Below are 26871 nucleotides of genomic sequence, written 5' to 3' on the forward strand. Positions count from 1 at the left end.
AACGATATTAATGATAATAAGTTTGTATGTCATTGAATATAAATTGTTTTCATGTTTATTAAAAAAATAAATAATATTAATTAGTCTTGAAGTGATTATGGCTCTTGTGTAACAATATCATCATATGTACAGTTTGTCATAGCACGAGAAGAGGAGCATTATGGGTAATTATGATGACGAAAAACCTGATTGGCGCGAGATAGACAGAAAAAAAGACAGAAGCAAGCCTTTTGGACGGCAGGAAGAGAAGGGGCCGAGCAGAGACAAGCCAAAGGACAGATATAAAACTGGAAAATGGGAAAAGGCATTAGATAAACTTTTTATGGGTAAAAAGGGAACAATTGAGCACGAAAAGCTCTATAATAAAATCCATAAAACATACGGCACAAAGAAATTTTTAGCGATTGTAGCAAGCTATATAGAAGAGTATGGATTACCGGATGATGTATCAACCCTCTTGCTTATTATTGATACGAAAGATCAGGATATCATTCTTCCTGTGTTTGAAAAATTGAAAGAAATCTATGGCAGGTTATTGCCACGTCAGAAGGAAGACGTGAAAAGAAAACTTTCTATCCTTAAGCTTACCGACAAATCAATTGAAGTAAAAGAAAAGGCAGCAACTGTACTGGAAGAACTGAGGGCATAGGACGAATGGGTGGGAAGCCGGGGGGCAGTTTCTCGGCCTGTAGGTTTGTCAGCTGAACGCTAAACGCTATCAACTGCCTTGTTTGTTCTCCATTATAAAGTGCTTAAAAGACCTGTCGTAGGATCGTTCTCCTTCCTTAGAAAAGAAACAGCCGGGGATTTGCTTCATTTTCCTGTGATAGGACACGCATTCACAGCATTTTCCTTTTTTGCCGCATTCGTACGTGCATGTACATGCTGCTTTGTTTTGTTCAAAAGTACATTCCATGATTGTTGCCTCACTAAGTGATTAGCGTATTAGACCCATCAGGTATGATGTAGCACAATTTTTCTTTCCCATCGTCAATGGACATTATGGCTTCCTGTATGGTCTGTTTCGGAGTGAGGCCCATCTTTTTTACCTGATCGCCTTCAAGCTGTGAGACCATGACGATATTACAGCGCTCCGCTTTGAATCGCGTGGAATAGGCTGTCTGCGCGTATACTTTGTCGGCCTTTCTCACAAAAGGCTCCATTTCACCGGTTGATCCCAGATCGAACCACTTGAGGAAATCGGAATTGCCCATGCCGTCACTGCATTGGCCGGTCACTATAAGGGTACCGTTTTCTTTGACTGCCCCCATTGCATGTTCTATTGCCTTGTGTGACTGAATAAAGTTTATATCTTTGGGGAAGCCGCCCGAGCTTGTAATGACAACATCGGCCTTTTTATCGACCTTTACCTCAAAATGTTCTTTAAACCAGGCACATCCTTGTTCGTGGGCATCCCTAATGTCACCGGCAAAGATGTTCAGGAAGTTTTTTTTATCATCAAGGACAGTATTTATCAGAAACATGGGTGTTTTGATGAGGGAAATGCCCTGCATAATCTCTTCATGCATGGGATTTCCCTCGAGTATGCCTGATTTTGCACGGATATGCTTGCCTGGTTTATCAGGATTAAATACCTTTCTGTGGATTCCGAGAATCGTCTCGTAGCCGGCAACGCCGGGGAAGATGGATTTCCTGCCACCACCGAAACCGGCAAGATAGTGGAAGTTTATAGAGCCGGTAACAATAGCTGCTTCGGCATTAATAAGAAGGGAATCGAGAACTACTTCGAGGCCGGTGGAAGTCTTGCCAACAGATGTTAAACCGCTGTTATCAAAACAATCATGGTCTATACAGGGGAACCTGTTATATATGCTCTCTGATACTAAACTTTTTTTCTCGTCTTCTGTCTGTTTCCTGTGGTTCCCCAGGGCAAAAAGGCATTTCACATTTACGTTCTGTAGAAAATTTTCATACAAAACCGGCAGAACACGCTCCATTCCGGCGTATCTCGTAATGTCCGGCACGATTATGAGAACTTCTCTGAAAGGCTTGAGCCATTCTGTGAAAGATTTATGGTTGATGGGGTTTTTAAGTGACTGAACAAGTGTCTCTTTCAAGGGCACAGATGCCGGTTCGCTATGTTTCAATACCTTTGTATGCCACTTTTCCGGCAGCTCAAACGATATTCTCTCATTTCCGTATTTCAGATTGTATGTTGTCATAATTATTTAAGCCTCTATCCTTCAGCTATCAGTATCAGCTATCAGCTAATTTGTCCTTGGTTGTTATCCAGCATCCAGCATCCAGTATATATTAGCTATCAGCTATCTTATACTGTAGAAAACGTCTTTTCCTCCGAAAACTGCCACATCCCCAAGCTCTTCCTCAATCCTCATGAGCTGGTTGTATTTGGCAATCCTCTCGCTTCTCGATGCAGAACCTGTTTTTATCTGGCCAACATTTGTTGCAACGGCAAGGTCAGCGATAAAGGTGTCTTCGGTTTCACCGGAACGGTGGGAAATAACGCAGGTGTAACCAGCCCTCTTTGCTATCTCGATTGTGGTGAGCGTTTCTGTTACTGTTCCAATCTGATTCAGTTTTATGAGGATACTGTTTGCAATCCCCTGTCTGATTCCTTCTGAAAATATCTTTGGATTCGTGACAAAAATGTCGTCTCCTACGATCTGTATCTTTGAGGCACACTTGTCGGTGAATTTTTTCCAGCCTTTCCAGTCATTCTGGGCAAAACCGTCTTCGATGGAGATAATCGGGTAACCATTTATGAGTGAATCGTAAAACTCGACAAGTTTATCACTGCCCCAGACATTCCCGTCAATATGGTACTTGCCCTTCTTGTAAAATTCACTTGCAGCCGGATCTAAGGCTATAAAAATATCTTTTCCCGGTTTGTAACCTGTTTTTTCTATTGCTACCATCAGGGTATCGAGCGCTTCCCTTGTTGTCGATATCTGGGGAGCGAACCCGCCCTCATCACCTACACCGGTAGAATACCCTTTGTCCTTTATAACACCTTTCAGGGTATGAAAGACCTCAACCCCCATCCGCAGGGCTTCTTTAAAGTTATCTGCACCTGCCGGCACAATCATGAACTCCTGTGCGTCAAGTGAGTTTTGTGCATGGGCGCCGCCATTGATAACATTCATCATGGGGACAGGCAGTTCCCTCGACATAATGCCGCCTATGTACTGGTATAATGGCAGATCTACATATTCCGATGCAGCCCGTGCAACTGCCATGGAAACGCCGAGGATAGCGTTTGCTCCAAGATTACCTTTATTCTCTGTTCCGTCGAGTTCAATGAGGAGATTATCGATATAAGCCTGTTCGAGTGCATCGAACCCTTCAATCCTGGGTGCGATGATATTATTTACATTCTCAACAGCTTTCAGGACGCCTTTACCATTATATCTTTTTACATCACCATCCCTCAATTCAAGGGCTTCTCTTTCACCCGTAGATGCCCCGGAGGGGACTATGGCTCTGCCCATATACCCGCTTTCCAGCACAACCTCCGTTTCAACCGTGGGGTTACCTCTGCTGTCGAGAACTTCCCGTGCAAAAACACTATATATTGTTGACATTCTTACCTCCTTGGAATTAAGTTTTAAGTGTTAAGTTTTAAGTGCTGAGTTGAAAAACTTAAAGCAGAACACCTAAGTTTATTGTTATTTGTTTTTGAGAATAACACAGTGTAAAAAACCCGTCAAATGTTTTATATTATCCGGAACAGGGAGAATGGATATGAAGAAAATGGTAATGTGCCTGATGTCGGTAATTGGAATGCTGTTGTTTTTTAACCCGGTTTTTGTCTTTGCCCAGGCCGATAATGCTGTATTGGAACAATTTAAAAAGTCATTTCCTCAAGTAAAGGTTGACGAATTCAAGAAAGCCGATATTGACGGCTTGTATGAGGTGATCACTGCAGGAAAGGTGCTTTATTATTTTGCACAGAAAAATTATATCTTTGACGGTGCCATATGGACCTCCTCAGGCAAAAACCTGACCAGGGAGAGGGAAGGAGAAGTTATTACAAAAAAAATCAAAGATGTGCCTCTGGATAAGGGTCTAAAGATTGGCAGCGGTGAAAATATTGTCCTTGAATTTACCGATCCAGACTGTCCCTACTGCAGGCAGGCTTCAAAGTTCTTTGCTCAGCAGAAAAATGTTACGAGATATGTGTACTTTTCCCCTTTACCTTCACATAAGGATGCGGAGCAGAAGGTTAAATATATCCTTTGCGCCAAGGACAAGGAGAAGGCATACGAGGAGGCCATGACAGGAAAGCTGGATGGAAAAAAGATAGAGCCTTGCAGCGATGAAAATGCAATGAAACTCTTTAACGAACAGAAACAGATCATTACCGTGCTTGGTTTGAATAGTACCCCGCAATTCTGGGTCAACGGAAAGCATGTATCAGGCGCAAACATCCCGTTGATTGAAAGCCTTCTAAAGAAGGAGTCTCCAAAGGGGAAATAACCAATTACCAAATAACAATAAACAAATTAAGATAAACTTGTAAGTGGAGGATTTTGCAAGGGTCTCGTTTTTGGGACTTTTTGCGGGTTTGTTACTTATTGTAATTTGTAATTTGGTTATTTGTATTTTTATACCGTAAATTTCCATTTGCAGAACATCTCTTTTGGATGTGGATCCGGCGGGGCAAAAAGACATTCAACTTTAATGTTCGGATCGATTGAATGTGTGAAACTTTTGAATTCACCTTCGTGCATGTATTTGCATACAAATTCGTCAAGGCCACGTCTTAAACGGGCCTCCTGCGTCGGACAGTTTGGTACGGTAATGATTACCTCATCTTTTTTTTCTTCAATCTCATACCCCACAAGAATAGTCCATGGGAAGTACTGGAGCGCTTTAACGAGTCCTTTCAGGCCTTTTTCCTGAATGCCGAACCGTTTAATAAAATCTTTGCCTGCCATCTCCGGAACCCGTCCCCAGACCATCTCATTAATTTTTTCAGCGGTTTCCTGATCAAATTTTTCAGCTACATAGATGAACCAGAATGCATCCATGACCCTGTAGTGCCAGAGCAGGAACTCAATGTAACTTTTTAATTGAGATTTATTCATCTTTTCAAAAACTCTTAAATCCATAGGAACCTCCGCTCTTAAGTAACTCTGTGATAATCCCGTTCATTATCTTGATTTTTAAAAATTCACAATTCGAAATTGTTAATCGTCTTCTTCCTTAAGGGCTCTCTTTTTAATATCATTGAGCGAGGCAAAAAGGTCTTTCCCCTCATAGATAATCTTGTATAATTCTTCTGTAATAGGCATCTCTATGTCGAATTTTTTCGAGAATGCGTGTGCAGCATTGATCGTATAGTACCCTTCAACGACTTTCTTCTGTTCTTTTATAATAGTTGCCGGTTTTTTCCCTCTGGCTAATTCTGTCCCGAACCACCTGTTTCTACTCAACTGACCATACGATGTGAGTATAAGATCTCCAATACCGGAAAGTCCCATAAATGTAGTTTCTTTTGCGCCCAATGCCTTGCCAAGTCTTTTAATTTCAGCAATTGCCCGTGTTATAAAGGCTGCTTGCGTATTCGTGCCGAGCTTTAATCCTCCGATAATGCCGGCACCAATTGCCATAACATTTTTCATGGCGCCGCCAAGTTCAACTCCTATTGGGTCTTCGCTTGTGTAGACCCTGAAATTGTCACTATGAATCAATCTTTGAAAATTTGTTGAAAGCCCTTTATTTGCTGAGGCTACGACAACAGAAGTGAATGCTTCGCGAGCCACTTCTTCTGCAAAGGAAGGGCCTGAAAGGACTGCTATACGATTATCCTTTTTGTTCAGCACTTTTTCGGTTACCTGGCTCATGCGTAACAGGGTGTCAATTTCAAGCCCTTTGGTGAGGATAAGTATGTTTTTACGGGCTAAAATGTGGGCTACAGGTTCAATAATTTTTCGTAAGGCAAAAGATGGGGTTGCGATTATAATATTATTTGATTTCTCGGCAAGGATATGCAGGTCATTGGTAAAATCAATGGCCTGGGGCAATATGAAACCGGGAAGATAAAGTCTGTTCTCCCTGTCTTTTTTTAGTGTTTCATAAAGGTTTGCCTCGTATACCCACTGGAGGATGTTAATACCTTTTCTTGCAAGATGCATGGCAAAAGCAGTTCCCCATGCACCAGCGCCGATTATCCCGATATTCATCTAATCTCGCATTTCATTGACAATATGTTTATGCATCCCGATTCAAGCAATTGTGTGAATGAGGAATTTCAACTTAATTCATCCAGCATCCAGCATCCAGCATCCAGTATCAAACTACTCTTCCTCAATTACCGCTACCCCGTGTATCCTTTTATCTTCCTTTAAATCCATAAGTTTAACCCCGAGGCCGCCCCTCTTCTGTACCGGTATGTTTTTCGTTTCGAAACGTATCGTTCTCCCTGTATCGGTCACGAGAATAACCTCATCCTTATTGCTTACCTCTTTAAGACTTACTACTTCACCATTTTTATCCCCGCATCTTACATTTATTATGCCGCTGCCTCCTCTTGCCTGGAGCCTGTATCCGCTACATGGGGCGCATTTCCCGTAGGCCTTTTCTGTAACGGTAAAGACATTACAATCCTGGCTTACAATCTCAACAGAGACTACTTCATCATTTTTTTTGAGTCTTATTCCCCTGACACCGTATGCTACCCTGCCCATTGGCCTGATTTCTGTTTCCTTGAATCTGATAGACATACCTTTTTTTGTAGCGATCATCAACTCGTTTTGACCATCTGTTTCAAGGACACATATGAGACTGTCATCGTCCGGCAGGCTTATTACCCTTATGCCGGGAGCCCTCAAATGTTTCAATGAATCAAGGGTTATCCTTTTTACCTGTCCTTTCCTGGTCACCAGGAATAAAAACTTGTTTTCTGAAAACTCTCTTGCATGTGCGACAGCAGTAATCCTTTCATCTTTATCAATATTGATAAGATTAACGATAGGTTTTCCTTTTGAGGACATTTGCGCTTCAGCGATATTAAATACTTTAACAATATGCGCCTTGCCTGTATTTGTGAAGAAAATAATGTAAGAGTGAGTGGAAGCTATGTAAAGATGATCAACAAAATCTTCGTCTCTTACTATTATCCCAATCTTTCCCTTTCCGCCCCGTGCCTGATGTTTGTACTGGTCTACGGGTGTCCGTTTTATATAGCCCCGGTATGTAATGGTTACAACCACTTCTTCTTCCTTGATCATGTCTTCCGTTGTAATTTCCGGCAGCCAGTCAACGATTTCGGTTAACCTTCCATCCCCGTATTTTTCTTTAATTTCAATAAGTTCTTTTTTTATGATGCTCAGGAGGAGTTTTTCATCGGCGAGTATCTGCTGAAGTCTTTCTATTTCTAAAGCAGTCGCATTGTACTCATCGATAATCTTTGTCCTTTCAAGTGAGGTGAGTCGTTGTAAGCGCATTTCAAGAATGCTCGTTGCCTGCCTTTCAGAAAAGGCGAAACGTTCCATTAACGAAATTCTTGCTTCCTGTGTATTCTGTGATTTTTTTATAAGGGCGATTATCTCATCGATATTGGCAAGCGCTATTTTAAACCCTTCCAATATATGGAGCCTGTCTAAGGCCTTATTCAGCTCAAATATTGACCTTTTGGTTACGATTTCTTTTCTGAAGTTTACAAACTCGGCAATCAGCGCTTTAAGGCTCAGGGTCTTCGGCTCGTTATTCACAATTGTGAGGAGAATTATGCCAAAGGTGGTTTGCAATTGGGTATGTTTATAAAGTTTATTTAAAATGGGTATTGCCATTTCACCCCGTTTCAACTCTAATACAATCCGCATGCCTTCTCTGTTCGATTCATCTTTTATATTAGAAATGCCTTCAATTCTTTTCGTATTTATCAGTTCAACGATGTTTTCAATGAGGCGTGTTTTATTTACCTGGTATGGGATTTCCGTTATGACAATGGCTTCCCTGCCGTCTTTCTTATGTTTTTCAATTACTGACCTTGCACGGAGGGTGATATGCCCTCTTCCTGTTTTGTAGGCCTCTCTGATCCCCTGTCTCCCGTAGATTATGGCCTTAGTGGGGAAATCAGGACCGGGGATAAGTGCAATGAGCTCATCCAATGTAATATCCGGGTTATTTATATAAGCCACGATGCCGTTTGTAATCTCTGTAAGGTTGTGCGGCGGAATATTTGTTGCCATTCCAACGGCTATTCCTGACGAACCGTTAATGAGAAGATTCGGAATTTTTGAGGGCATTACCATTGGCTCAAAAATGGACTCATCATAGTTTGGCTTAAAAGAAACTGTGCCCTTCTCGATATCTTTTAAGATTTCTTCGGCAATCTTTGAAAGCCTTACCTCTGTGTACCGCATTGCTGCAGGTGCGTCACCATCGATGGAACCAAAGTTACCCTGACCATCAATAAGCGGATAACGAAGTGAGAAATCCTGAACCATACGTGTAATTGCATCATATACTGCCTGATCGCCATGAGGATGGAATTTACCGATAACATCACCGACAACCCTTGCCGATTTTTTGTATGGTTTATCGTGTGTATTGTTCAACTCATACATGGCGTATAAGATTCTTCTATGAACAGGTTTCAGACCATCCCGTATATCAGGAAGAGCCCTGCCTATGATGGTGCTCATGGCATAATCGAGGTATGATCTCTTCATCTCTTCTTCAATAGGCACAGTTATGACAGATGTATGCATCCGGAAGCCTCCGTGAATTGTGTTTTTATTACTTTAACACAAACAGCGCCCCGTTGACAAACTAAAGAAAATATTTACAAGCAGCTTTAGCATGGAGTATGGACAATAACCTATTGACAAATTTGATGATATTGTAGAAAATAAAGAAACATGCGAACAACAATTGTTTTTATAGCTTGTCTTTTTTTCGCCCTGGGATGCCTTTCCTGCAGTAAAGAGGCAAAAGGGTTAAGGGAAGAAATCAGGTTATTAAAAGAAGAAAATAGCTTCTTAAAGGCCGAGAATATCGGATTAAAAAAGGAACTTGAGGAGCTCTATAAAAGGATTGAAGAAAAAACAGTTATCAACACGAAAGCAACCGTAGAAACAAAAGAGGCTGCAAAGCCAAAAGAAAACTTGAAAGTCGAAGAAGGCGTCAAGAAAAAGAATAGATGAGAAACATCGCCTTGGTTGTCTCCTATGACGGGACAGCCTATCACGGATGGCAATGCCAGCCCGATTTAATAACAATCCAGCAAATACTGCAGGAAAGAATTGAAAACATCGTAAATCACAAAGTTAAGATTTACGGTGGGGCTCGTACTGACAGTGGTGTTCATGCCTTCGGGCAGACCATAAATTTTTTTACGATGAGCACAATTGAATTGAGAGGCCTGGCAAGAGGGCTGAACAGTCATTTACCGCCGGACATAAGAATACGGAATGCACGTGAGGTGGATGAGCATTTTCATGCCCGTTATTCAGCAAAAAGTAAAATTTATGTTTACTCTATTTTGAATACACCCTATAACTCACCTTTTTATGGGCGGTATGTTTGGCATATTCCTTATGTGCTTGACGTTTCTTTCATGAACCACGCGGCAAAACTTATTGCCGGTATGCACGATTTTTCAGCCTTTAAGAAAAAGGACGAAATATACCAGAGCACTATGAGGGAAGTGATAAAAACGGGCGTTAAGAGGAAAGGCGACTTCATATACATTCTCATCGAGGCAACAGGATTTTTGCGTTATATGGTGAGGAATATCGTGGGAACCCTCATGCTTGTCGGTTCCGGTAAGCTCACTGTGGAAGATTTCAAAAATATCCTTGAGTCAAAAGACCGGGAAAATGCAGGTCCTACGGCGCCGGCGAAAGGGTTATTCCTGCGGGAAATCAAGTACTGACAAAAGGCAGTGAATAGTGAATAGTGAATAGGAAAATGCGAAATGCGAAAGGTGGAAGGTGAAAAGACCGTGAACAGATTTTTACGACGTACGATGTACAAACGACGATATACGGGTTTTAGCTTCTCAGAATCCTCTTATCACCGGACCTTATTGTCAGTTTTATTTCATCGAGGTACTCAAGCACCGGTATCATATATTTTCTGGAAATATCAAAGAGTACTCTGAAATCTGTGGGTGCCATCTCTTTGTTTTCTCTTAAATAACCGGTTACCTTTTGTTTGATGTTTTCTATAATGTTTCTGTGAAAATACATATCGCCCTTGATTCTTACAATTTTTCCTTCGTATGTAAGTCTTTCAATAATGTCTTTGATGTGTTTTTCAGGCTGATCCAGTTCTAATGAAAGTTCTTTCAAACCCGGTGGAGTGAGGCCATATTTGTATAGTTTTTTCAATAATTTTTCTTCAAGTACAGAAATATCCTGATTATTTATTTGCGTTTGCGAAGCTCCTTTTAGTCTTACCTTATCCTTATCGGCCTCTATGAGCCCTTGGTTGATGTATTGGTCAAGTGCTGTCTGAAATATCGCTGGTTCTACTTTCGGCAGTTTCGTTCTTAATTCTTCTTTTGACAGGCCAACTTTCAAGGGGTTTTTCGTATGAAAATCCTCCATATATGTTTTAAGCATATTCTTGTACATATTGAACTTATCCATGTGTATTAATATTTTTCCAACAGATTTGATTTTCCCTTTCTGTTTCAGGTTGTCCAGTATATTGTCAATTCCCGCTTCGTTCTTGCCTAAAAGGATGGACAATGTTTTCTTCTGTATACCGGCATAGCCACCTTTTAATACATGATATTCGGTTTTATCGTTGAAGGTACCCTCGGTCAGAATTGCATGGTTTGAGTCAAGATATTCAGCTTTTCTTTTGTGTTTGGGCGGCATTATATCGAGGACCTTCCCGCCGCCGATAGTCTGGATTGCATAAGACCCCCTGATAATAAACCTGTCACCGGGAAGCACAACGACTGGTTTTGGAAAAACAAATTGGGCAAAAAGTTCTTCACCTGGTTCGATGATGTCTTTTTTCAGTATAACGAGCCGCGCTTCTTCCTGTGCTGTGGCGATATGGAATCTCAGAACTGTGTCGGTTTTAATAGGCTTGTAAGGCAGCTTTAAATATTTAAACGTAGCGTCTATCCTGTTGGACAACAGCAATGTGTCGGGTCGCCCGATGATGGTACCTCTTTCGATATCATTTTTTTCAATGCCCTGAAGGTTCAAGGCGACACGCTCTCCGGCCATTGCCTCTATTGTATCTTCGTGGTAGGTCTGAATATTCCTCACTTTCGCATATGTATTGAGGGGATAAATCTCTATTTCGTCGCCAACATTGATATGACCTGATATGCATGTTCCGGTTACTATGGTGCCAAGCCCTTTCAGGGTAAAAACCCTGTCGATGGGGAGCCGGAATATCCCCTCTCTTGATTTTTCATGTATTTTGTTTGCAACGTTTATGATTGTATCTTTCAACAGGCCAATATTTTCACCCGTTGAAGATGACACTGTGATTACGGGTGTACCATCGAGGGGCCTGCCTTTGAGGAAATCTTTAACATCTTCCTTAACCAACTCCAGCATTTCTTCGTCAACGAGGTCTTTTTTTGTGATTGCAACAATACCCTTGCTCAAACCTAACAGCTCGCATATGTCGATATGTTCTTTTGTCTGGGGCATCACACCTTCATCGGCAGCTACAACGAGGAGGACCATATCAATACCCCATGCACCGGCGACCATATGGCGGACAAATTTTTCGTGTCCGGGTACGTCAACAATCCCCAAAAGCAGGCCATCACCGAATTTGTAATGGGCGAAGCCGAGCTCTATGGTGATTCCCCGCTCTTTTTCTTCTTTTAGCCTGTCGCAGTCAATGCCGGTCAAAGCCTTTATGAGAGAGGTTTTGCCGTGGTCGATATGTCCTGCTGTACCAATAACAATCTTCTTCATAGGTTATCTAACTATACACTATTTTCATGGGGCGCTCAATGAAGTCATCGTGAAAGGTAAAAGGCAAACAGTAAACAGTGAATAGTTGGTAGCCGCAGGCCTGCCCCGATAGGCGTGCGAAGCAGGTCTTGGCCGGGGCTTTAGCCTGCGTAAAGAATCCATGGCAATGTTGATAAATTCTTGATTATATTGTGTTAAAGCAGTATAAAAACATTATCAAAATTCGAAACAGGAGATGCTGAGGGGAATGGAAAAAGACCTGATGAGTACACCGCCCTGGGGTAAATGGCTGGTTCTGATGGATGAAGAAGATTTCAAGATAAAAAGAATAGATGTATTGCCCGGTAAACGCCTGAGTTATCAGAAACACTTCAAGCGCGAAGAGCACTGGGAAATCGTGAGAGGAAAGGGCAGGGTGACGATAGACGGGAAGGATTTTGTATTGAAGTCAGGTGATTGTATAAATATTAAGAAAGAGTCCCTTCACAGGATTGAAAATATCGGGCATGATGCCCTTGTTTTCATTGAGGTTCAGAGGGGTGAATATTTCGGAGAAGATGATATAATAAGGGTGGAGGATGATTTCGGAAGAACCTAAAAGCAATGCCAAAACATCGAAATAATTCAGGAGGGTAACATGAAAAAATCGGTTTACTTATTTTTTATCATTTTTGTCTTTTGCTTTGCAGGGATTGTGAATGCTGATGTAAATAGCGCAAAATCACTCCTTAAGGATATTCACTGGCTGGGGCACGATACATTCAAAATAACAGGCGAAAAGGTAATTTATACAGACCCCTTTAAGATAAAGGATAAGGATGTAGCTGATAAAGCAGACATTATCCTGATAACCCATGAACACCGTGATCATTGCTCACCGGAAGACGTGAAAAAAATACAGGGGCCCAATACTGTAATAGTTGCAACGCCATCCTGCGCTGCCAAATTGTCGGGAAATGTTAAGACAGCAAAGCCAGGGGATGTATTCAATATCGGTAACATCCACATTGAAGCGGCGCCGGCATACAATATTGACAAAAAATACCATCCGAAAGATAACAACGATGTTGGATATATTTTTACCCTGAAAGGGCAGAGGCTCTATCTTGCAGGGGATACAGATTATATACCCGAGATGAAGACATTCAAGAATATAGGCATCGCTTTTCTCCCTGTTTCAGGCACCTACGTCATGACAGCGGAAGAGGCTGCAAAGGCAGCGCTTGATATAAAACCGGACATTGCCATACCGATGCATTATGGTACAATAATCGGCACCAGGATGAATGCAGAAAAGTTTGCAGAAGATTTAAAAGGGAAAATTGAGGTTGTGATTTTGAAGGAAGAATAAGCGAATATTTGACAGATTGTATTTAAAGAGCAATAATTATAAATATGTGGCTCTATATTCTTAAACGATTTAACAAGACGTCTTTTTCAATTTTAATAATCTGTGTCCTTTTATTCTCTGTAATTTCAGGCACATCCTTTGCAAATGTGGTTACCATACAGAAGGATTATGCCTACGAGGCGGGAGATGCTGATAGTAAGATCTCGTGCAGAACCATTGCCATCGAACAGGTCAAAAAGATACTTTTAGAAGAATTAGGCACATATCTGGAGACAGAAACGGAAATCGCTAATTTCCAGTTAACAAAAGACAATATCGTTGTATTAACAGCCGGAATAGTAAGCGTTAATGTACTGAAAGAAGAGTGGGACGGCTTTACATACCGCTTGAAGGCGGAAGTTACGGCAGATACGGATCAGGTTGCCAGGTCGATTGATGCACTTCGACAGGACCGTCAAAAGATAAAAGAATTGGAAGAGACGAGAAAAAGGGCTGATGAGTTGCTGTCTGAAGTGGACAGGTTAAAGAAAGAACTGGAGTTAGCAAAAACAGAAGCCAGACAGGATGAGCAAAAGGAATATGTAGAAGCGGTCAAACAATTGGGCGCAATTGACTCGTTTGACAGAGGATACTCATTCTCATTGTCGGGAAACTACGACGATGCAATTAATGCCTTCAGCCGAGCAACCGTAATGTATCCTCAATTTATTGCTGCATATAATAACCGTGGAATTGTCTATGCAGAGAAAGGGTATTATCAACAGGCGCTTAACGATTACGACAAAGTTATTACGATAAACCCCAAATATGCGCCTGCGTACCACAACCGTGGAATCGTATATTTTAATCTTGGCAATTACAAGCAGGCAGTGAAAGATTATGACAGGGCCATTAAAATAGACCCCAAATATGCAGAGGCCTATTCTCAGCGGGGTATGACATATAGCTACGTTGGTAAATACAATAAGGCACTAAAGGACTTTAATAAAATAATCGAACTTAATCCTTCTCATGTTAACGCCTATCGAAATCGCGGTGATATTTATACCAAATATGGCGATAGGGAAAGGGCGACTAAAGATTACAATAAAGCCGTTGAACTGACATCGAGGCCCTCAGGAACTGGCCATACTCATAAAATCCAGAATCAGCCACAATCGGTTCCGGTAAATCCTGCCGGCAATGCCGGTCAGCGCGGCCAATATCCAGGCACCGCAATTCAGCGCGGCCCATATCAAAGCACATCTCAAACTAAACGCCCACATACACAGAGAACATTCAGAACCGTTGAGATAGGCAGAGACAGCAAACCCCAGCACATGAGGGCGTCCCCGCCTGCTCGTGCGCCATCATCTCCGAGGATTGTATCGGCTCCAAGGCCCGGTCCATCGGGGTCGGCAAGGACCGGTTCTTCCGCGCCTGCAAGAACTAAATCAGGCAAAACAGGCGGTAGGAAATAATGTTCAAACCGCTTAAACCGTTTAAATGGTTCAAACAGCCCGAACTAATCGAACGGCTTGAACGGTTCACTTGGAGCCTCCCCCTCTCGATCGAGGTACTCGCTGGGTAGATTCCCCCCCAGGTTGTTAGCTGTTACTGTACTTTGAGTACAAAAACCTTGCTTGTCATGCCTCCTTTTGTGTCGCCAAGAATAACCTTGATTTTATAATTGCCCGAGGGCAATTCAGCTTTGTCTACAAAGATCCCGTCATTGTTTGCGTATCCCTTCAATCTGTCGGTGATGTTGATTGTGAGCAGTTTCAGGAGCTCTATCCTTAATGTCGAAAGATCTACCTGCGATCCTTCGCGGGGTGTAAATTTGACCATTATTTTGAGCGGAGAGAAGTTTGTCTTGTCTGAATCCGGGGAAAGAACGGATATTTCCGGACCAGCGCCGTTGGCTTCAGGAACAGCAATAAGGCTTTTTCCCGTTTCTGTATCAGAAAAGCCAGGATGTTTTGCGGTAAAGGGAACATGTTCCAGTAGGGCCTCCTGCATTTGTGCTTCTTCCTGTGTAATAAGGATGAAAGCATGGGCATACGGTGCCCATGCAAAGCATGATACAAACAATAAAATAAGTAAAATAACGGTCTTTTTCATATGTTTGGCCTCCTTGACTTCATTCAGGTATTCACTACACATATAATCCTTTGTTCCACATCACTTCGGGGAACGTACCGCCAGCACGCGACCATAGCTGCCTAAGTAGTTGCGGAAGATCGTGCCCTCGCGACCGTAAACGAAACTACAGAACCATGCCGAATCACCCTGAGCTTCCGAGGTCCATACCCAATTTTCGTTAATTTGAAAAACAGGGTCTGCGCCGCCTTTCATCGATATACTATATATACTTTTCAGTTCCGATCTGGTGGGCAGTCTCCATCCTCCACCGCCAAGAGAGAGTTTCTGCGCGTATTTTTTGGCCTGAAACCAATCCATAGGCTGATCCGGCGCAGGCGCCCACTGGAGCCCGAGTTTAGAGTCTGTTATAATGCCATCGTTTGAAAGAGTAAAACGAACCATTATTGGCAAGGATAGTATACTTGTCTTTCCTACCAATCCAGTTTTTACCATCGCCTTCTCCGATGTTTTCCATTCGTCTGACCACGCAACAATTGAATACTCGGATGTGGGGAAAAGACCCTTGAACCGGAAGATCCCTTCTGAGTCGGTTGTAGTCTCGAATTGTTCATATCCCTTGACAGGCCGAAACTGTTTAGCAGTGACCTTTATCCCGGACATAGGCTGCCCCTTACCGTCAATTACCTTTCCTTCGATACCTGTCTGCTTTTCTCCGCATCCCATAACTACTGCAATAATCAGAATGACAAAGATCATCTGAACCGCTGATTTAATATGATGCCTCATCTCTTTCATTACAAGGTCTGTATTGATCTTCCAGATGTCTTTCCGCTTCCTATTTCCTATTTTCTTCTCCTCTTCTTCCGGTATTCTTCGAGGTATTCCAATGCCTTTTGCTCATCGCCGAGGGCGAGATATGTGAGATAGAGGTTGCCGAGTGCCGCAGCCTCACCATCAGCAAAACCTTCCGCTCTAAACTGCTCCAGTACGGTTTCAAAGGCAGCCGCAGCCTCGTGCAATTTGCCTGACCGGAAAAGCTTTGCTCCTACTTCGAGTAAAGAAGTGTCATATCTTATTGAACGGGGAACTTCCATCGCTGCCGGCTCCCCCTGTTTATCGTTATTCTGCACGAGAGGTTTTTGGGTCTCGGTAGCTCTTGTTGCTTTATAGTTCATATCCCTTAAGAGCATCTTCTCGTCGTAGAGTTGTATTGCATCTTCGCACCCGTCTGCCGCAACGCAAAGAGTCTGGAAAATTATCAGACAAAGCAGGATGGATATTGATATGATCATTCTCATATTAAGCATTATATTCCTTTTTTTCGGCCGGCATAAAGTAAATTCTACTCATAAAATGCAATCCACCTGATTATAAAGACTCAAAAAATAAAGATTTTCTTCCAACAGGATGAAGAAATTCCATGCAATTCTTCAATATATATTCACAATTTTTTTAAATCCCTGTATAATGCTTTTATGGTGGGGGATGTTATTTCAACCATTGAAAGATGTCTTGCAGGAGATGGGGATGCGTGGAAGGGTTTCGTAAAGGATTTTGCCCCTCTGGGAAAGAATATCCTTTTGCGCTCTTTTGATTTCAAACCGGTTGAGCAGGATGATATTCTTCAAAATGTGTTCGTCAAGCTTGTAAACGGAGGGTTTAAACATTTCCGGGGGACCTCCGAATATGAATTCCTCAAATATTTCAAGACAATCGTCATAAATGAAGCGAGAAGCCATATAACTTCTGAAAATAAAACAAAGGGAACAATACAATTAAATGGTGAAATGAACTTGGATGGCCGAACAGATGGCCAGGACGGGCTGTTACTTATGGATACCATACAAGACCCGGATAAGAATTCGAGACCGGATTATGCCATAGAGGATAGGGACTTGCTTGAAAAGGCGGCAGGGATCATGAAGACCTATCCCTTGCTCGACCAGGAAATCTTTTTGATGAAGGTCAAAGGATACAAAGATGAGGATATTAAAACAATATTGAAGATTCCTACCGGAACCGTTGCCTCCAAATATTCACGGATCAGGGCAAGGATAGCAGAGGAGCTTGGTGAAGAATAAAAATCGGGAAGAAAATTGCCGGTTTCTTAGTCTTTAGTAGTGGAAACTAAAATTATGGATACGTCTTTTGAATCAAAGTTAAAAGAAGCCCTCAAAAACGCTGAAGCATTAAAGACCCCGACTTGCCCTGATACTGCAACTATAGGTCTTTATATCGAAGACAAGTTGCCAAAGGCGGAGGCAATCAGGATAGAGGCGCACATCAGTTCGTGTCTTTACTGCCTGGATCAGGTTTCAGAATTAAAAGAACTGCTTTACTATCAAAAAAAATGGACTACTATCCCTTGTCACCTTCTTACGAAGTTAGAAAACATTTATCTTGAAAGGAAAAAATCTGAGAAGAAATCCTCACGTGGTTTTATAAATCTTTTTGTTGGCTTGATAGCCTCATTCATTGCATTTCCTTTTCGACAGTGGCGGTATGTAACAGTGAGTATCGTGAGTATTTGCGCTGTTCTTTTATTCAGCAGCGTAAACGATATAAATCTTATGGGGATGATAAGATTCCTTACCCCAAAGAGCGAAATGGCTGGTCTTCCCGAGCTCAATCTCAATGCCTTTGTAAATGTTAAGGCTCTGGACAACAACGGGATTATGATAAAGGATACCCAGGGAGTAATTATTGATTCACAAGGAACAGTGGCTGCCAATCTTTCTCCGTTAGCCGGAGCAACCTCCGTTCAGGTTACACTGAGAGATGGAAAAAGCTACCAGATAAAGAGCATATGGAAAGACGACGGAAAAAATATCGCACTGATGAAGATTGGGGGCGAGTCGCTGCCATCTTTTAAGGTTGCCGATTTAAAACAGGTCAATATAGGGGAGAGGGTTTTTATCATTACCGACCTTTCTAAACTAAAAGAGGGTACAGGTGAGGCGGTTATCAGTGATTTCAAGCCTTATGCAGGAAGCCGTTCGGGGGGCGAAGTTCAATACATCCAGCTTGTTTCTTTCACCTCTCAATATACACGAGGCGCCCTGGTTGACAAGGAAGGAAGACTGATAGGATTAACTATAACTGATGAAAAGAATATCAATCTGGCGGCCCCTTTAAAAGAGGCATTCAGGCTCATAAAGGATGGGCAGCCTATCGCGATAAATGAGTTAAAAAATGTTAACTTTTCGGCTGGCGCCTTGAACCTGTATCTTAAGGGCATTCTTGCGCGGAATGCTCAAGGGCAGGATGAGGCAATAGGGCTTTTCAAAAAGGCGATAGAGCTTAACCCTAATTTAGAAAGCGCCCATATTGAACTTGGTTTCCTGTATTATAAAAAGCGACTTTTCGACCTGGAGAGGAAAGAATATGAAGAGGCGCTGAAGATTAACCCGAACAATACTGATACCCTGTTTTACCTTGCCACAAATTTGGAAACGATGGGACAATATGATGAGGCGACAAAGGTTTTTGAGAAGATTGTAACGCTTGATCCGGAAGATGCAGATGCGTACTACGAACTGGGGTTGGCCTACCTTGCACAGGGACAGAGGGCAAAGGCAATTGATGCTAGGGATAAGTTACAGAAGCTTGATCCCGGTCTTGCCGGGAAACTGAGGAGAATAGTAAAAAGTGAAAAGTGAAAGGCGGAAAAGGCAGTGAATAGTGAATGGTGGTTAGTGAATAGTGAAAGACGGAAAGGCAAAAAATGACTTATAAACGTTTTATGGCGAGTCCATCCTTTTTATACGCTTCAAAATGGCTGTCTGTAGTGTATATCTCCCGTGCCCCTGAATCAAGTAGTCCTGCAAGAATCAACGCATCTATCGCTGGTATGCCCAAGCCGTGTGATAACCTGCTTGCCAACTCGCAGACATCCGTGGAGTCTATCCATGCCACTTCCCCCACTGCAAAGATCGCCTGTACAGTTGTTTCAACTTCATCAGCTTTTAGTGCGCCTTTAAGCGCCAGTCTTTTGAGTTCAAAGACTGTAAGGCAGGAAACAGACGCATCCTCCATACCGTCGACAATTGCCTTCCAGACCGTTATAGCCTCAGAATTGCCCCTGAGCAACTCCACAAAAAATCCCGTATCAAGTCCTGTCATCTTCGCTTCTCCATGCATCGAGCGTTTTCAAGACATCCTCTGCAACATATGCGTTCCCTGCAAGTTTCAGGAGGTCCGTGCCGGCTTTTCTGCGTTTTTTTTCTTTGATGTAATGCTCCAGGGATTCAGCAACGAGAGAGGATACGGACTTATGCTCATTTGCAGTAATTCTTTTTATGTCATCGTTCAGACTATCTTTTATATGTACCGTTATACGCATGTTTTACCTCCTGTGCTTATGTATTATGCGCATATATTATGCTCATATTTTTTGTTATTGTCAATGTGTTCGAGTTTCAGGCGAGATAAGCTTCACGATATACAAAAAAAGGCTGTGAACCGTGAACAACCAATGCTTTTACTATTCACTGTTCACTAACGACTATTCACTGAATTAAAGGGAGATGTTTATGAAAAAACTAATGATATTAATTATGTTAACAGTAGTTTTAATGGTCTTTACCACCGGCTGTGCAACACAGAAGGTTTCACGATGCACTGTTCCTGGCGATACACCTCAGCAGCACTACGTTGCCGGCATGGAAGTCCTGCAGCAGGGCGATATGGCAGTTGCTCAGACAAAGTTTGAGCGGGCGCTTTACTGCGATGAAGATTTTCCCCCTGCCTACGGGGGGCTTGCGATTGTGTACGCCTATAAGACATCCCTTCAGAGAGATCCTGATTTCGAGAGCGTGGAGAGAAACAGAACCCTTGAATACGTGGAGAAGTTCGGTAAAACCATAAACTCATCCGAGGACAGGTTTGCATTCTATCTCGCGGTTATTCGCGTAAACACCTTCATGGATGGCAAAAACTGGCTTCCCAAAACAGAAGATGCGTATAAACGTGCCCAAAAGGTTACGGTGAATGAAAAGGCTCTTCTCTATTACGGGGGAGTTGAATCACTCGATTATTTCATGGGACTTGCATATATGAGAGCTCAGGATTTTCAAAAGGCAAGAAACATGTTTTCTCTTGTCCTTAATGCAAAGAAAGACAGCAAATGGAATGGTTATACAGACATAGCCTGGAAGAAGAACGACAAGATTGCCAGGGCAGTGTCAGGTATTTCTCTCGGTGAAATAGGCAAGAGGATTGCTGTGCAAAATTCCATAACCCGCGGCGATCTTGCTGTGCTCCTTATAGGTGAGCTCGATATGAGGAAATTATATACTGGACAGGTTTTCCAGCAAGAACTTGTCCCTGTAGATATAAAGGATTATCCGTTCAAAGAGGAGGCGCTTACCGTCTTAAAATATAAAATAAGGGGGCTTGAGCTGAAATACGACAATGCCTCCAGGGCATACCTCTTTAATCCGGGCGATATAGTAAAACGGGGAGAAATGGCATTTATCCTTGAAGACATTCTCATGAAAACCACCGGAGACAATACATTGGCTACGAAATATTTCGGTCAGGAGAAATCCCCTTTCACAGATGTGAGGCCTACATCACCTTTTTACAATGCGGTTATGAACATGACCACAAGAGGGATCATGGAGTCAGATATGTCAGGCATATTCAGAGTTGATGCTCCTGTTGACGGTGCAGAGGCAATACTTGCCATCAGGATTTTGAAACAGAAGATAAATATTAACTGATTTTGGAGGATAGTATGAAAAAAGCCGGTTTAATCGTTTTTTCTATGGTGTTAATCGTTTTTGCTGTTAATGCGTATGGACAGACAAGCTCGGCACTGGCTGATGAAAAGTTTGCGAGAGTGAACAAGTGGCTTAACCAGGAGAAGCTTTCCATGACAGGCACAATCCCCCAGGCCTTTGTTGACAATTATATAATCATGGAAGGAGAAGGGCTGCCTTCAAAGGATGCCGTTACTCCCGGCCAGAAAAGGCTTACTGCAACACGGGCGGCAGAAATAGTTGCGTATAGAAATCTCGCGCAATTTCTGGATGGAGTCGGCATCGCGGGCGATGCAACCATCAAGGAGATGGCGCTGAACTATGAAGTTGTACGTGTAGCGGTCTCCGGGTTTGTCAAAGGCGCCCAGGTTATTTACAAGGAATACAACGAGAAGGACGAGGTTGCCCTTGTTCTGGTAAAGGTCGGCATGACCGGACCGGGCAGTGTCGGTGAAATGGTGTATAAGAAGGTGCTTGGTGATCCTAAAATAGAAAAAACAGTCGCAACCACTGCAAAACCCCTTGACATAATAAAGCCGGTTCCGGTTGACGAGAGATACGATGGCATTATTATCGATGCAACAGGGTATAATTTTAGACCTGCCCTGATAAACAGGGTGTTTACACAAAAAGGAGAGGTTTTGTATGACCCTTCCAAGGTAAGTCAAAAGATTCTTATTGAAAAAGGGTGCGGTGAATATACGAACAGTGTTCCTAAAGCACAATCTGCCCTTGAATCAAGGGGTGTGAAAAATCCGTTAATAATAAAGGCTGCGGGGACGACAAACCCCACTGATCTCCAGGTGTCTGAAGACGATGCAGTTAAAATATTTTCTGCAAACCAGAAGACCGGATTCCTTGCAGATGCAAAGGTGGCATTTGTGTTGAAATGAGCCCTGAAAAGATGAAAAAAAGTATTTTTATTATTCCGGTTATAGCCTTTGTTCTGACTTTTGTTGTGCCATTATGGCAGGCAAGGGCAGATGCGCCTGATGCATCCATTAATAAGGCCGAACTCCCGCGGATGGTTGCCATTCTTCCATTTCAAAACGAAACCGAAGAGGTGGAATTGGCGAATAAAGCGAGGAAGGCATTCTACAATCATTTCAGCTCTAAATCATATACGGAGATTAAACTTCCGATAGTTGATGAAAAGGCTGTTCAACTTGAAAAATCATCGGGCAAAAAGATATATGAACTCAAACCGGGTGATGTGTGTGACGCAATAGGATGCGATGGACTGGTTTACGGGAAGATAATAGATTTTAAAAAGGTTTATGCCATTGTATACTCCCAGCTTTCCGTTGAGGCTGAAGTGTGGATGGTGAACGCTAAAACAGGAAAAGAGGTATTCAGGATCAGAGATTCGGTAAAGTATCATGGGGGAGGGGTACCTATGTCCCCGCTGGATGCTATCATGACAGCCATCTCAACTGCCATGAACCTGAGAGAGATACAACAGATACGGTTGATAAGCGAATTGGCTTACAAATTAAATGAAAAGATACCGTCCCCCGAAGGTATTGCCGCCGAGCAGAGACCGCTCATTAAGGAAGTGCTTACCAATGCAAAGGAAACCCCCTTTGGAAAAGGTAAAATCGTCAGAGCAGGACTGGAGGGGGATAAAGAGCTTGTTGCAACCTTCAGTATCGGGAACTTCAAAAAGGGTATCCCCATGAAAGAAACGAAAACTGGGATTTATATGGGTGAATACCTTGTAATGCCCGGTGATAATACCCGTGACATGCCGGTTATTGTGTCCCTTAAAAAACCGGGGGGATATGAAACGGAATGGATCGATGTAAGCGGTGTGGTAACGATTGATACAACCCCGCCGCCTCCGGCAGGAGGACTCAAAGCAAGAGGCTTTCAGGACAGGATAGAGGTCTCGTGGGAGACGCTGAAAAACGTCCCTGATTTAAAGATATATAAAGTGTTGAGAAGCGAGCAGCCTCTAAGCGGCTATAAAGAAACAGGATCAACAGAGCTGAATACGTATGAAGACAGAACCCCTGACAAGGATAAGACATATTACTACCGTGTCATTGCCATTGATCAGGCTGATAATGAATCGGAACCACAGGATGCAGTGCGGGCATCCCTGGTGGGAAAAGAACCGGTTGCCCTTGCAGGGGACCTGGAAAAGGACACGATTTTGTCAGGGATATATACCATAGAAGATGAGTTCGTTGTTCCAAAGGGTTTAACGCTCACCATTGAGCAGGGAACGAGAATAATGTTTGATGAGGCGGCATCACTCATTGTTTATGGAAAATTGATTATGAACGGGAAGGAATCTCCTGTCGAGTTTTTTCCTTCAGGAACCGAACAATGGAGCGGGATAATAATGGAAAACGGAAGCATTGCTGCTGGCGGATTCCGCATAAAGGGCGCTGAAACTGCATTATATATGAAAGAGACTGAAGGACTTATTGAAGGAGGGATAATTACAGAGAGTGATACCGGGATCTTTGTTATTGGTACACCTGCTCCGGTTATTAAAAATTTGTCAATTTCACAGAATGAGACAGGGATAGAACTTCAAAAAACAGATGCCGGAATTATCTGGAACAATATATTCCAGAATAAGGACGGTGTTTCCATGAGAGATTTTTCCGGTGAGATAAAAGATAACAATATCTTCAATAACGGGAAGAATATTGCATCGGAAAGCCTTGTAAAGATTGGCGCCAATTATTTCGGTTCAATCCATGTGGAAGAAATGCGTTTAGAAAATGTAAATGTCGTTAAGGCATATAACCTGCGGGTTCCCGATGGGAAAATAGTCGATGCAGTTTTAAACCCCTATGTAAGTATGACCCAGGAAGATCGCCGGAATAAACTGACTGAACTTGCAATTGAAGCCGGAAACTATTTCAGACAGAGGAATTACGGTAAGGCGTCAACGCTTTTCGAAGAATCACTCAAGGTAAATCCCTCTGCCGACGTTTATTACTACCTTGCTCTCTGTTATCAGGAGATGAAGGACGACGATAATGCGTTAAAAATATTAAGAGAAGGGGTGGAGAAATTTCCTAAAGATTCAACACTGGTAAAGTCATTGGGGCTGCTTCTTTACCAGAAAGGCAATGAAGAAGAGGCAAAAAATGTATTCAATGAGTTGATAAGATTAAGCCCGGAAGACAGACAGGTGAAGTTTTTGCTGGAAAGAATGAAAAATACAGTGAATAGTGAATAGCGGATAGTGAATAGTGAAAAAGGCGGTGAAAGGTGAAAGCTTTAATCCTGCCGAAGGCGGGACAAAGTGAAAAGTGAAAAGTAAAGAAGGCAATGAATAGTAGCCGCAGGCTTTAGCCTGCGTCCGTGGAGTGTGGCAATCTGAAATGAAGAAATTTTATTTAATTATATTTCTTACGATATCTTTCACATTAATTATATGTCCTCGATTTGACTTCACCAGGGCAGAAACCGTCATTATTGAGGGCAGGCTGGACAGTAAAATCAAAATGTCAAAACAGATGAAGTGGGATGTTGACAGGCCACTTTCGGAATTGACTCTCAGGCTCCCATTGCCTGCAAATTATTCAAACAAAGCACAATCACAAAGTATACAGGGGCTTCGCATTCAATATGACCCGCAACCTGCAAGTGTTAGTGAGGAGACGGACAAGTTTGGAAATGTCTACAAAAGGGTTGTATGGAGGAATATAAACAGAGATGCGCAAATCAACATGACGTATGAAGCGCTGATAAAAACGCTGCTGCCTGCAATGGAAAGCAGGACGTCATTTCCTCTCACGAACATTCCTAAACAGGAAAATGTATATTTAACTCCAACCGAGTATGTACAGAGTAATCATCCTGAAATAATTTCACTTGCAAGGGAATTAACAAAGTATGCAAAAACGGAATACGAGGCAGTAACTGCCATACTCAATTTCGTTGTTGATACCATTAAATACAGCTATAATCCTCCGCGTTATGATGCAGGCTATACATTAAAGGTAAAATCGGGGAACTGTACAAATATTGGTCACCTGTCTGTTGCCCTCCTGAGGGCTTCAGGGATACCTGCAAGAATTGTGGGCGGAATAAGCCTTAACAAGCAGTGGACGATGCCGGTAAGCGATTACAAAACCATTGTCCAGAAGATGGGGCAGGGGGGACATGCCTGGATAGAAATATATTTTCCCGATCTCGGCTGGCTCTCATATGACCCTCAACAGTCAAGACAGTTTACGTCATCAAGGCATATTAAAGAGATGCATGGTTTTGATTATATGGACATTACTGTCCTCTGGACAGGGACGTCTTATGCACCGAAATATTCGAACACAATGGACGCACATTTTATTGATGATGAAGTCAATATAAAGCCGAAGTATACGGTTAATGCCCCCAGATCATACATTGCAAGCAGCCAGTTGCTGGCAAAGGCAGGTCCACCAGGACCTATTGAGGATAAGCCTGTGCCCGTGCCCCCTCTGCCCCCACCACCCCCTGTTGCGAAACCGCCACCCTTTGTGAAACCGCCACTGCAAAAGGACAGATATATTGAATTCGGGAATATGGAATTTCCAACCCTTGTAGACGCATACAGGATTGTCGGAAACAGGGCAGTAGGTATTCCCGATGCAGAGACAGCAGAATATGCTACATCGCAACACATCTATGCCCAGGCGTTTAAGGTAACCGAACCCCTTAAATTGAAGGCTGTATCGCTTGCCATGCATAAATTCGGGGGTGACGGCACAATCTATATTGACATTGTTTCTGATGACAATGGAAAGCCGGCGCTTCTGGGGTTTCGTTCTCCTCCTGTCTTTCTTGAGAATATATCAAAGAAACATGGATATTACTGGGTAGATTTTACTTTTCCTGATGACGGAAGTATGGCTCCGTTAAAAGAGGGAAAATACTGGATTGTGCTGAGACGCTCGGGAGAAGCAATAATGACATGGTTCTATACACCCGGGAAACCATATGGCGGTCCGGACGATACGCGTTCCACATTAAAAGGTTACCTCTGGAAGGATATACTCAATTATGACTTTGTGTTCAAGGTGACAGGCCAGAAGATTTATTAGAAAAATATTGCCGGGAGACAGCATGTCGGTTATCATAATAATTTGTCAGACATCTTAATAAAATGAATTAATGCATTGATTTTAATGGTAGGCGCACGGGGTTTTGAACCCCGGACTTCTACCGTGTCAGGGTAGCGCTCTCCCACTGAGCTATGCGCCTACTTATGATGGGATTTTATAACAACAACCAGCCTTTCATGTCAAGGGAAAGTTGTTGAAACAAAGGGTCGGGGGTGCCGTGGCATAAGGAGAGATGTTCTACGGCGGATCGTGGCAATCTCTGAGCTACACTCAAGAGGGGGAGGGGACTACACCGGTTGCAAAAGTCAAGAATAAACGGCCTGTTGCCCAAACCCTCAGTATAAACTTTGTTCATGACAGCAGGACCACAAAACAATGTTCATAATTGTATACAATATAGTTTGTATTTAATGACTCTTTATGGTAGAATAACTCATCGTAACTACAAGGAGATACACGCTATGATGGGTCATCATGATACACCCCGGGATAACCTGTTTTTGTATAATATTTATCTTGAAGATAGGGTACGGAAGGACCACCCCTTACGGAGGATAAAAGAACTCATTGACTTCAATTTTATCTACAAAGAGGTTGAAGATAAATACGGTCAAAATGGCAATGTCTCCGTTCCTCCTCCTGTTATTTTAAAACTCATATTTCTTTTTTTCTTTTACAACATCCGTTCAGAACGGGAACTCATGGAAACCATCCCTGAACGA

The 26871-nt window shown here is 42.6% G+C and carries 26 protein-coding genes and 1 tRNA gene; 14 read left to right on the forward strand and 13 right to left on the reverse strand.

From position 1 onward, the window contains the following. Nucleotides 1-160 precede the first annotated feature (160 nt). A complete protein-coding gene (locus NTX75_09965; GenBank protein ID MCX5816546.1) occupies nucleotides 161-649 on the forward strand; it encodes a hypothetical protein in 489 nt (162 codons plus the stop codon). A gap of 69 nt (nucleotides 650-718) precedes the next feature. Here the strand turns inward: NTX75_09965 and NTX75_09970 are convergent, their stop codons facing one another. From NTX75_09970 to eno, 3 genes are all read right to left on the reverse strand, one after another. Next, nucleotides 719-916 (reverse strand): DUF6485 family protein, encoded by a 198-nt coding sequence (locus NTX75_09970; GenBank protein MCX5816547.1) that lies wholly within the window; start codon nucleotides 914-916, stop codon nucleotides 719-721. Nucleotides 917-929: 13 nt separating this feature from the next. Continuing rightward, nucleotides 930-2183, reverse strand: a complete 1254-nt coding sequence (gene larA, locus NTX75_09975; GenBank protein ID MCX5816548.1) for a nickel-dependent lactate racemase — start codon at nucleotides 2181-2183, stop codon at nucleotides 930-932. A gap of 102 nt (nucleotides 2184-2285) precedes the next feature. Next, nucleotides 2286-3563 (reverse strand): phosphopyruvate hydratase, encoded by a 1278-nt coding sequence (eno, locus tag NTX75_09980; protein ID MCX5816549.1) that lies wholly within the window; start codon nucleotides 3561-3563, stop codon nucleotides 2286-2288. A gap of 160 nt (nucleotides 3564-3723) precedes the next feature. Between eno and NTX75_09985 the strand changes: the two genes are divergently transcribed. After that, nucleotides 3724-4458 carry a DsbC family protein gene (locus NTX75_09985; protein MCX5816550.1) on the forward strand — a complete coding sequence of 245 codons (735 nt, stop codon included), beginning with the start codon at nucleotides 3724-3726 and terminating at the stop codon, nucleotides 4456-4458. 128 nt (nucleotides 4459-4586) lie between these two features. On the opposite strand, the gene NTX75_09990 is transcribed toward NTX75_09985, so the two are convergent. From NTX75_09990 to gyrA, 3 genes are all read right to left on the reverse strand, one after another. After that, nucleotides 4587-5093, reverse strand: coding sequence for a DUF6125 family protein (locus NTX75_09990; protein MCX5816551.1), 507 nt, complete (start codon nucleotides 5091-5093; stop codon nucleotides 4587-4589). A 78-nt stretch (nucleotides 5094-5171) separates the two neighbouring features. Then, nucleotides 5172-6167 carry an NAD(P)-dependent glycerol-3-phosphate dehydrogenase gene (locus NTX75_09995; GenBank protein MCX5816552.1) on the reverse strand — a complete coding sequence of 332 codons (996 nt, stop codon included), beginning with the start codon at nucleotides 6165-6167 and terminating at the stop codon, nucleotides 5172-5174. A gap of 114 nt (nucleotides 6168-6281) precedes the next feature. Beyond that, on the reverse strand, nucleotides 6282-8699 hold the full coding sequence (gene gyrA / locus NTX75_10000; GenBank protein ID MCX5816553.1) for a DNA gyrase subunit A: 2418 nt from the start codon (nucleotides 8697-8699) through the stop codon (nucleotides 6282-6284). A gap of 150 nt (nucleotides 8700-8849) precedes the next feature. Here gyrA and NTX75_10005 point away from each other — a divergent pair, with 150 nt between their 5' ends. Further along, nucleotides 8850-9134 carry a hypothetical protein gene (locus NTX75_10005; protein ID MCX5816554.1) on the forward strand — a complete coding sequence of 95 codons (285 nt, stop codon included), beginning with the start codon at nucleotides 8850-8852 and terminating at the stop codon, nucleotides 9132-9134. Next, nucleotides 9131-9865 (forward strand): tRNA pseudouridine(38-40) synthase TruA, encoded by a 735-nt coding sequence (truA, locus tag NTX75_10010; GenBank protein MCX5816555.1) that lies wholly within the window; start codon nucleotides 9131-9133, stop codon nucleotides 9863-9865. The genes NTX75_10005 and truA overlap by 4 nt, the downstream gene beginning before the upstream one ends. A 118-nt stretch (nucleotides 9866-9983) precedes the next feature. Here truA and selB read toward each other — a convergent pair whose 3' ends face one another. After that, on the reverse strand, nucleotides 9984-11885 hold the full coding sequence (gene selB, locus NTX75_10015; GenBank protein MCX5816556.1) for a selenocysteine-specific translation elongation factor: 1902 nt from the start codon (nucleotides 11883-11885) through the stop codon (nucleotides 9984-9986). A gap of 247 nt (nucleotides 11886-12132) precedes the next feature. Between selB and NTX75_10020 the strand changes: the two genes are divergently transcribed. The 3 genes from NTX75_10020 to NTX75_10030 are packed head-to-tail and all read left to right on the forward strand — an operon-like array spanning nucleotide 12133 to nucleotide 14696. Continuing rightward, nucleotides 12133-12483: a phosphomannose isomerase type II C-terminal cupin domain gene (locus tag NTX75_10020; GenBank protein ID MCX5816557.1), complete on the forward strand. Its 351-nt coding sequence runs from the start codon at nucleotides 12133-12135 to the stop codon at nucleotides 12481-12483. A gap of 39 nt (nucleotides 12484-12522) precedes the next feature. Further along, nucleotides 12523-13236 carry an MBL fold metallo-hydrolase gene (locus NTX75_10025; GenBank protein MCX5816558.1) on the forward strand — a complete coding sequence of 238 codons (714 nt, stop codon included), beginning with the start codon at nucleotides 12523-12525 and terminating at the stop codon, nucleotides 13234-13236. 44 nt (nucleotides 13237-13280) lie between these two features. Then, nucleotides 13281-14696, forward strand: coding sequence for a tetratricopeptide repeat protein (locus NTX75_10030; protein ID MCX5816559.1), 1416 nt, complete (start codon nucleotides 13281-13283; stop codon nucleotides 14694-14696). A 133-nt stretch (nucleotides 14697-14829) separates the two neighbouring features. Here the strand turns inward: NTX75_10030 and NTX75_10035 are convergent, their stop codons facing one another. Genes NTX75_10035 through NTX75_10045 form a run of 3 tightly spaced genes read right to left on the reverse strand, consistent with a single transcriptional unit; the run spans nucleotide 14830 to nucleotide 16625 of the window. After that, nucleotides 14830-15336 (reverse strand): hypothetical protein, encoded by a 507-nt coding sequence (locus tag NTX75_10035; GenBank protein MCX5816560.1) that lies wholly within the window; start codon nucleotides 15334-15336, stop codon nucleotides 14830-14832. A gap of 60 nt (nucleotides 15337-15396) precedes the next feature. Next, nucleotides 15397-16113: a DUF1566 domain-containing protein gene (locus NTX75_10040; GenBank protein ID MCX5816561.1), complete on the reverse strand. Its 717-nt coding sequence runs from the start codon at nucleotides 16111-16113 to the stop codon at nucleotides 15397-15399. Between the two features lie 47 nt (nucleotides 16114-16160). Further along, nucleotides 16161-16625 carry a tetratricopeptide repeat protein gene (locus NTX75_10045; GenBank protein ID MCX5816562.1) on the reverse strand — a complete coding sequence of 155 codons (465 nt, stop codon included), beginning with the start codon at nucleotides 16623-16625 and terminating at the stop codon, nucleotides 16161-16163. A 168-nt stretch (nucleotides 16626-16793) separates the two neighbouring features. Between NTX75_10045 and NTX75_10050 the strand changes: the two genes are divergently transcribed. Continuing rightward, nucleotides 16794-17399 carry a sigma-70 family RNA polymerase sigma factor gene (locus NTX75_10050; protein ID MCX5816563.1) on the forward strand — a complete coding sequence of 202 codons (606 nt, stop codon included), beginning with the start codon at nucleotides 16794-16796 and terminating at the stop codon, nucleotides 17397-17399. Between the two features lie 54 nt (nucleotides 17400-17453). Next, the gene (locus NTX75_10055) at nucleotides 17454-18977 is read left to right on the forward strand and encodes a tetratricopeptide repeat protein (protein ID MCX5816564.1); all 1524 of its coding nucleotides are present in this window, start codon (nucleotides 17454-17456) and stop codon (nucleotides 18975-18977) included. A 70-nt stretch (nucleotides 18978-19047) separates the two neighbouring features. Here the strand turns inward: NTX75_10055 and NTX75_10060 are convergent, their stop codons facing one another. After that, on the reverse strand, nucleotides 19048-19440 hold the full coding sequence (locus NTX75_10060; protein MCX5816565.1) for a PIN domain-containing protein: 393 nt from the start codon (nucleotides 19438-19440) through the stop codon (nucleotides 19048-19050). Further along, complete coding sequence (locus tag NTX75_10065) at nucleotides 19427-19660, reverse strand: hypothetical protein (protein MCX5816566.1); 234 nt, start codon at nucleotides 19658-19660, stop codon at nucleotides 19427-19429. The genes NTX75_10060 and NTX75_10065 overlap by 14 nt, the downstream gene beginning before the upstream one ends. 190 nt (nucleotides 19661-19850) lie before the next feature. On the opposite strand from NTX75_10065, the gene NTX75_10070 reads away from it, so the two are divergent. From NTX75_10070 to NTX75_10085, 4 genes are all read left to right on the forward strand, one after another. Beyond that, a complete protein-coding gene (locus NTX75_10070) occupies nucleotides 19851-21041 on the forward strand; it encodes an S-layer homology domain-containing protein (protein MCX5816567.1) in 1191 nt (396 codons plus the stop codon). Between the two features lie 14 nt (nucleotides 21042-21055). Further along, nucleotides 21056-21973, forward strand: a complete 918-nt coding sequence (locus NTX75_10075) for a hypothetical protein (GenBank protein MCX5816568.1) — start codon at nucleotides 21056-21058, stop codon at nucleotides 21971-21973. A gap of 11 nt (nucleotides 21974-21984) precedes the next feature. Then, on the forward strand, nucleotides 21985-24279 hold the full coding sequence (locus NTX75_10080; protein ID MCX5816569.1) for a DUF799 family lipoprotein: 2295 nt from the start codon (nucleotides 21985-21987) through the stop codon (nucleotides 24277-24279). 145 nt (nucleotides 24280-24424) lie between these two features. After that, nucleotides 24425-26128, forward strand: coding sequence for a transglutaminase domain-containing protein (locus NTX75_10085; protein MCX5816570.1), 1704 nt, complete (start codon nucleotides 24425-24427; stop codon nucleotides 26126-26128). Nucleotides 26129-26213: 85 nt separating this feature from the next. Here NTX75_10085 and NTX75_10090 read toward each other — a convergent pair. Continuing rightward, a tRNA-Val gene (locus NTX75_10090) sits at nucleotides 26214-26288 on the reverse strand. Nucleotides 26289-26610: 322 nt separating this feature from the next. On the opposite strand from NTX75_10090, the gene NTX75_10095 reads away from it, so the two are divergent. Continuing rightward, nucleotides 26611-26871: IS5/IS1182 family transposase (locus NTX75_10095; GenBank protein MCX5816571.1), on the forward strand; the 261-nt coding region annotated here is incomplete at its 3' end.

It is taken from the genome of Pseudomonadota bacterium, assembly GCA_026388315.1.
GTDB lineage: Bacteria > Desulfobacterota > Syntrophorhabdia > Syntrophorhabdales > Syntrophorhabdaceae > MWEV01.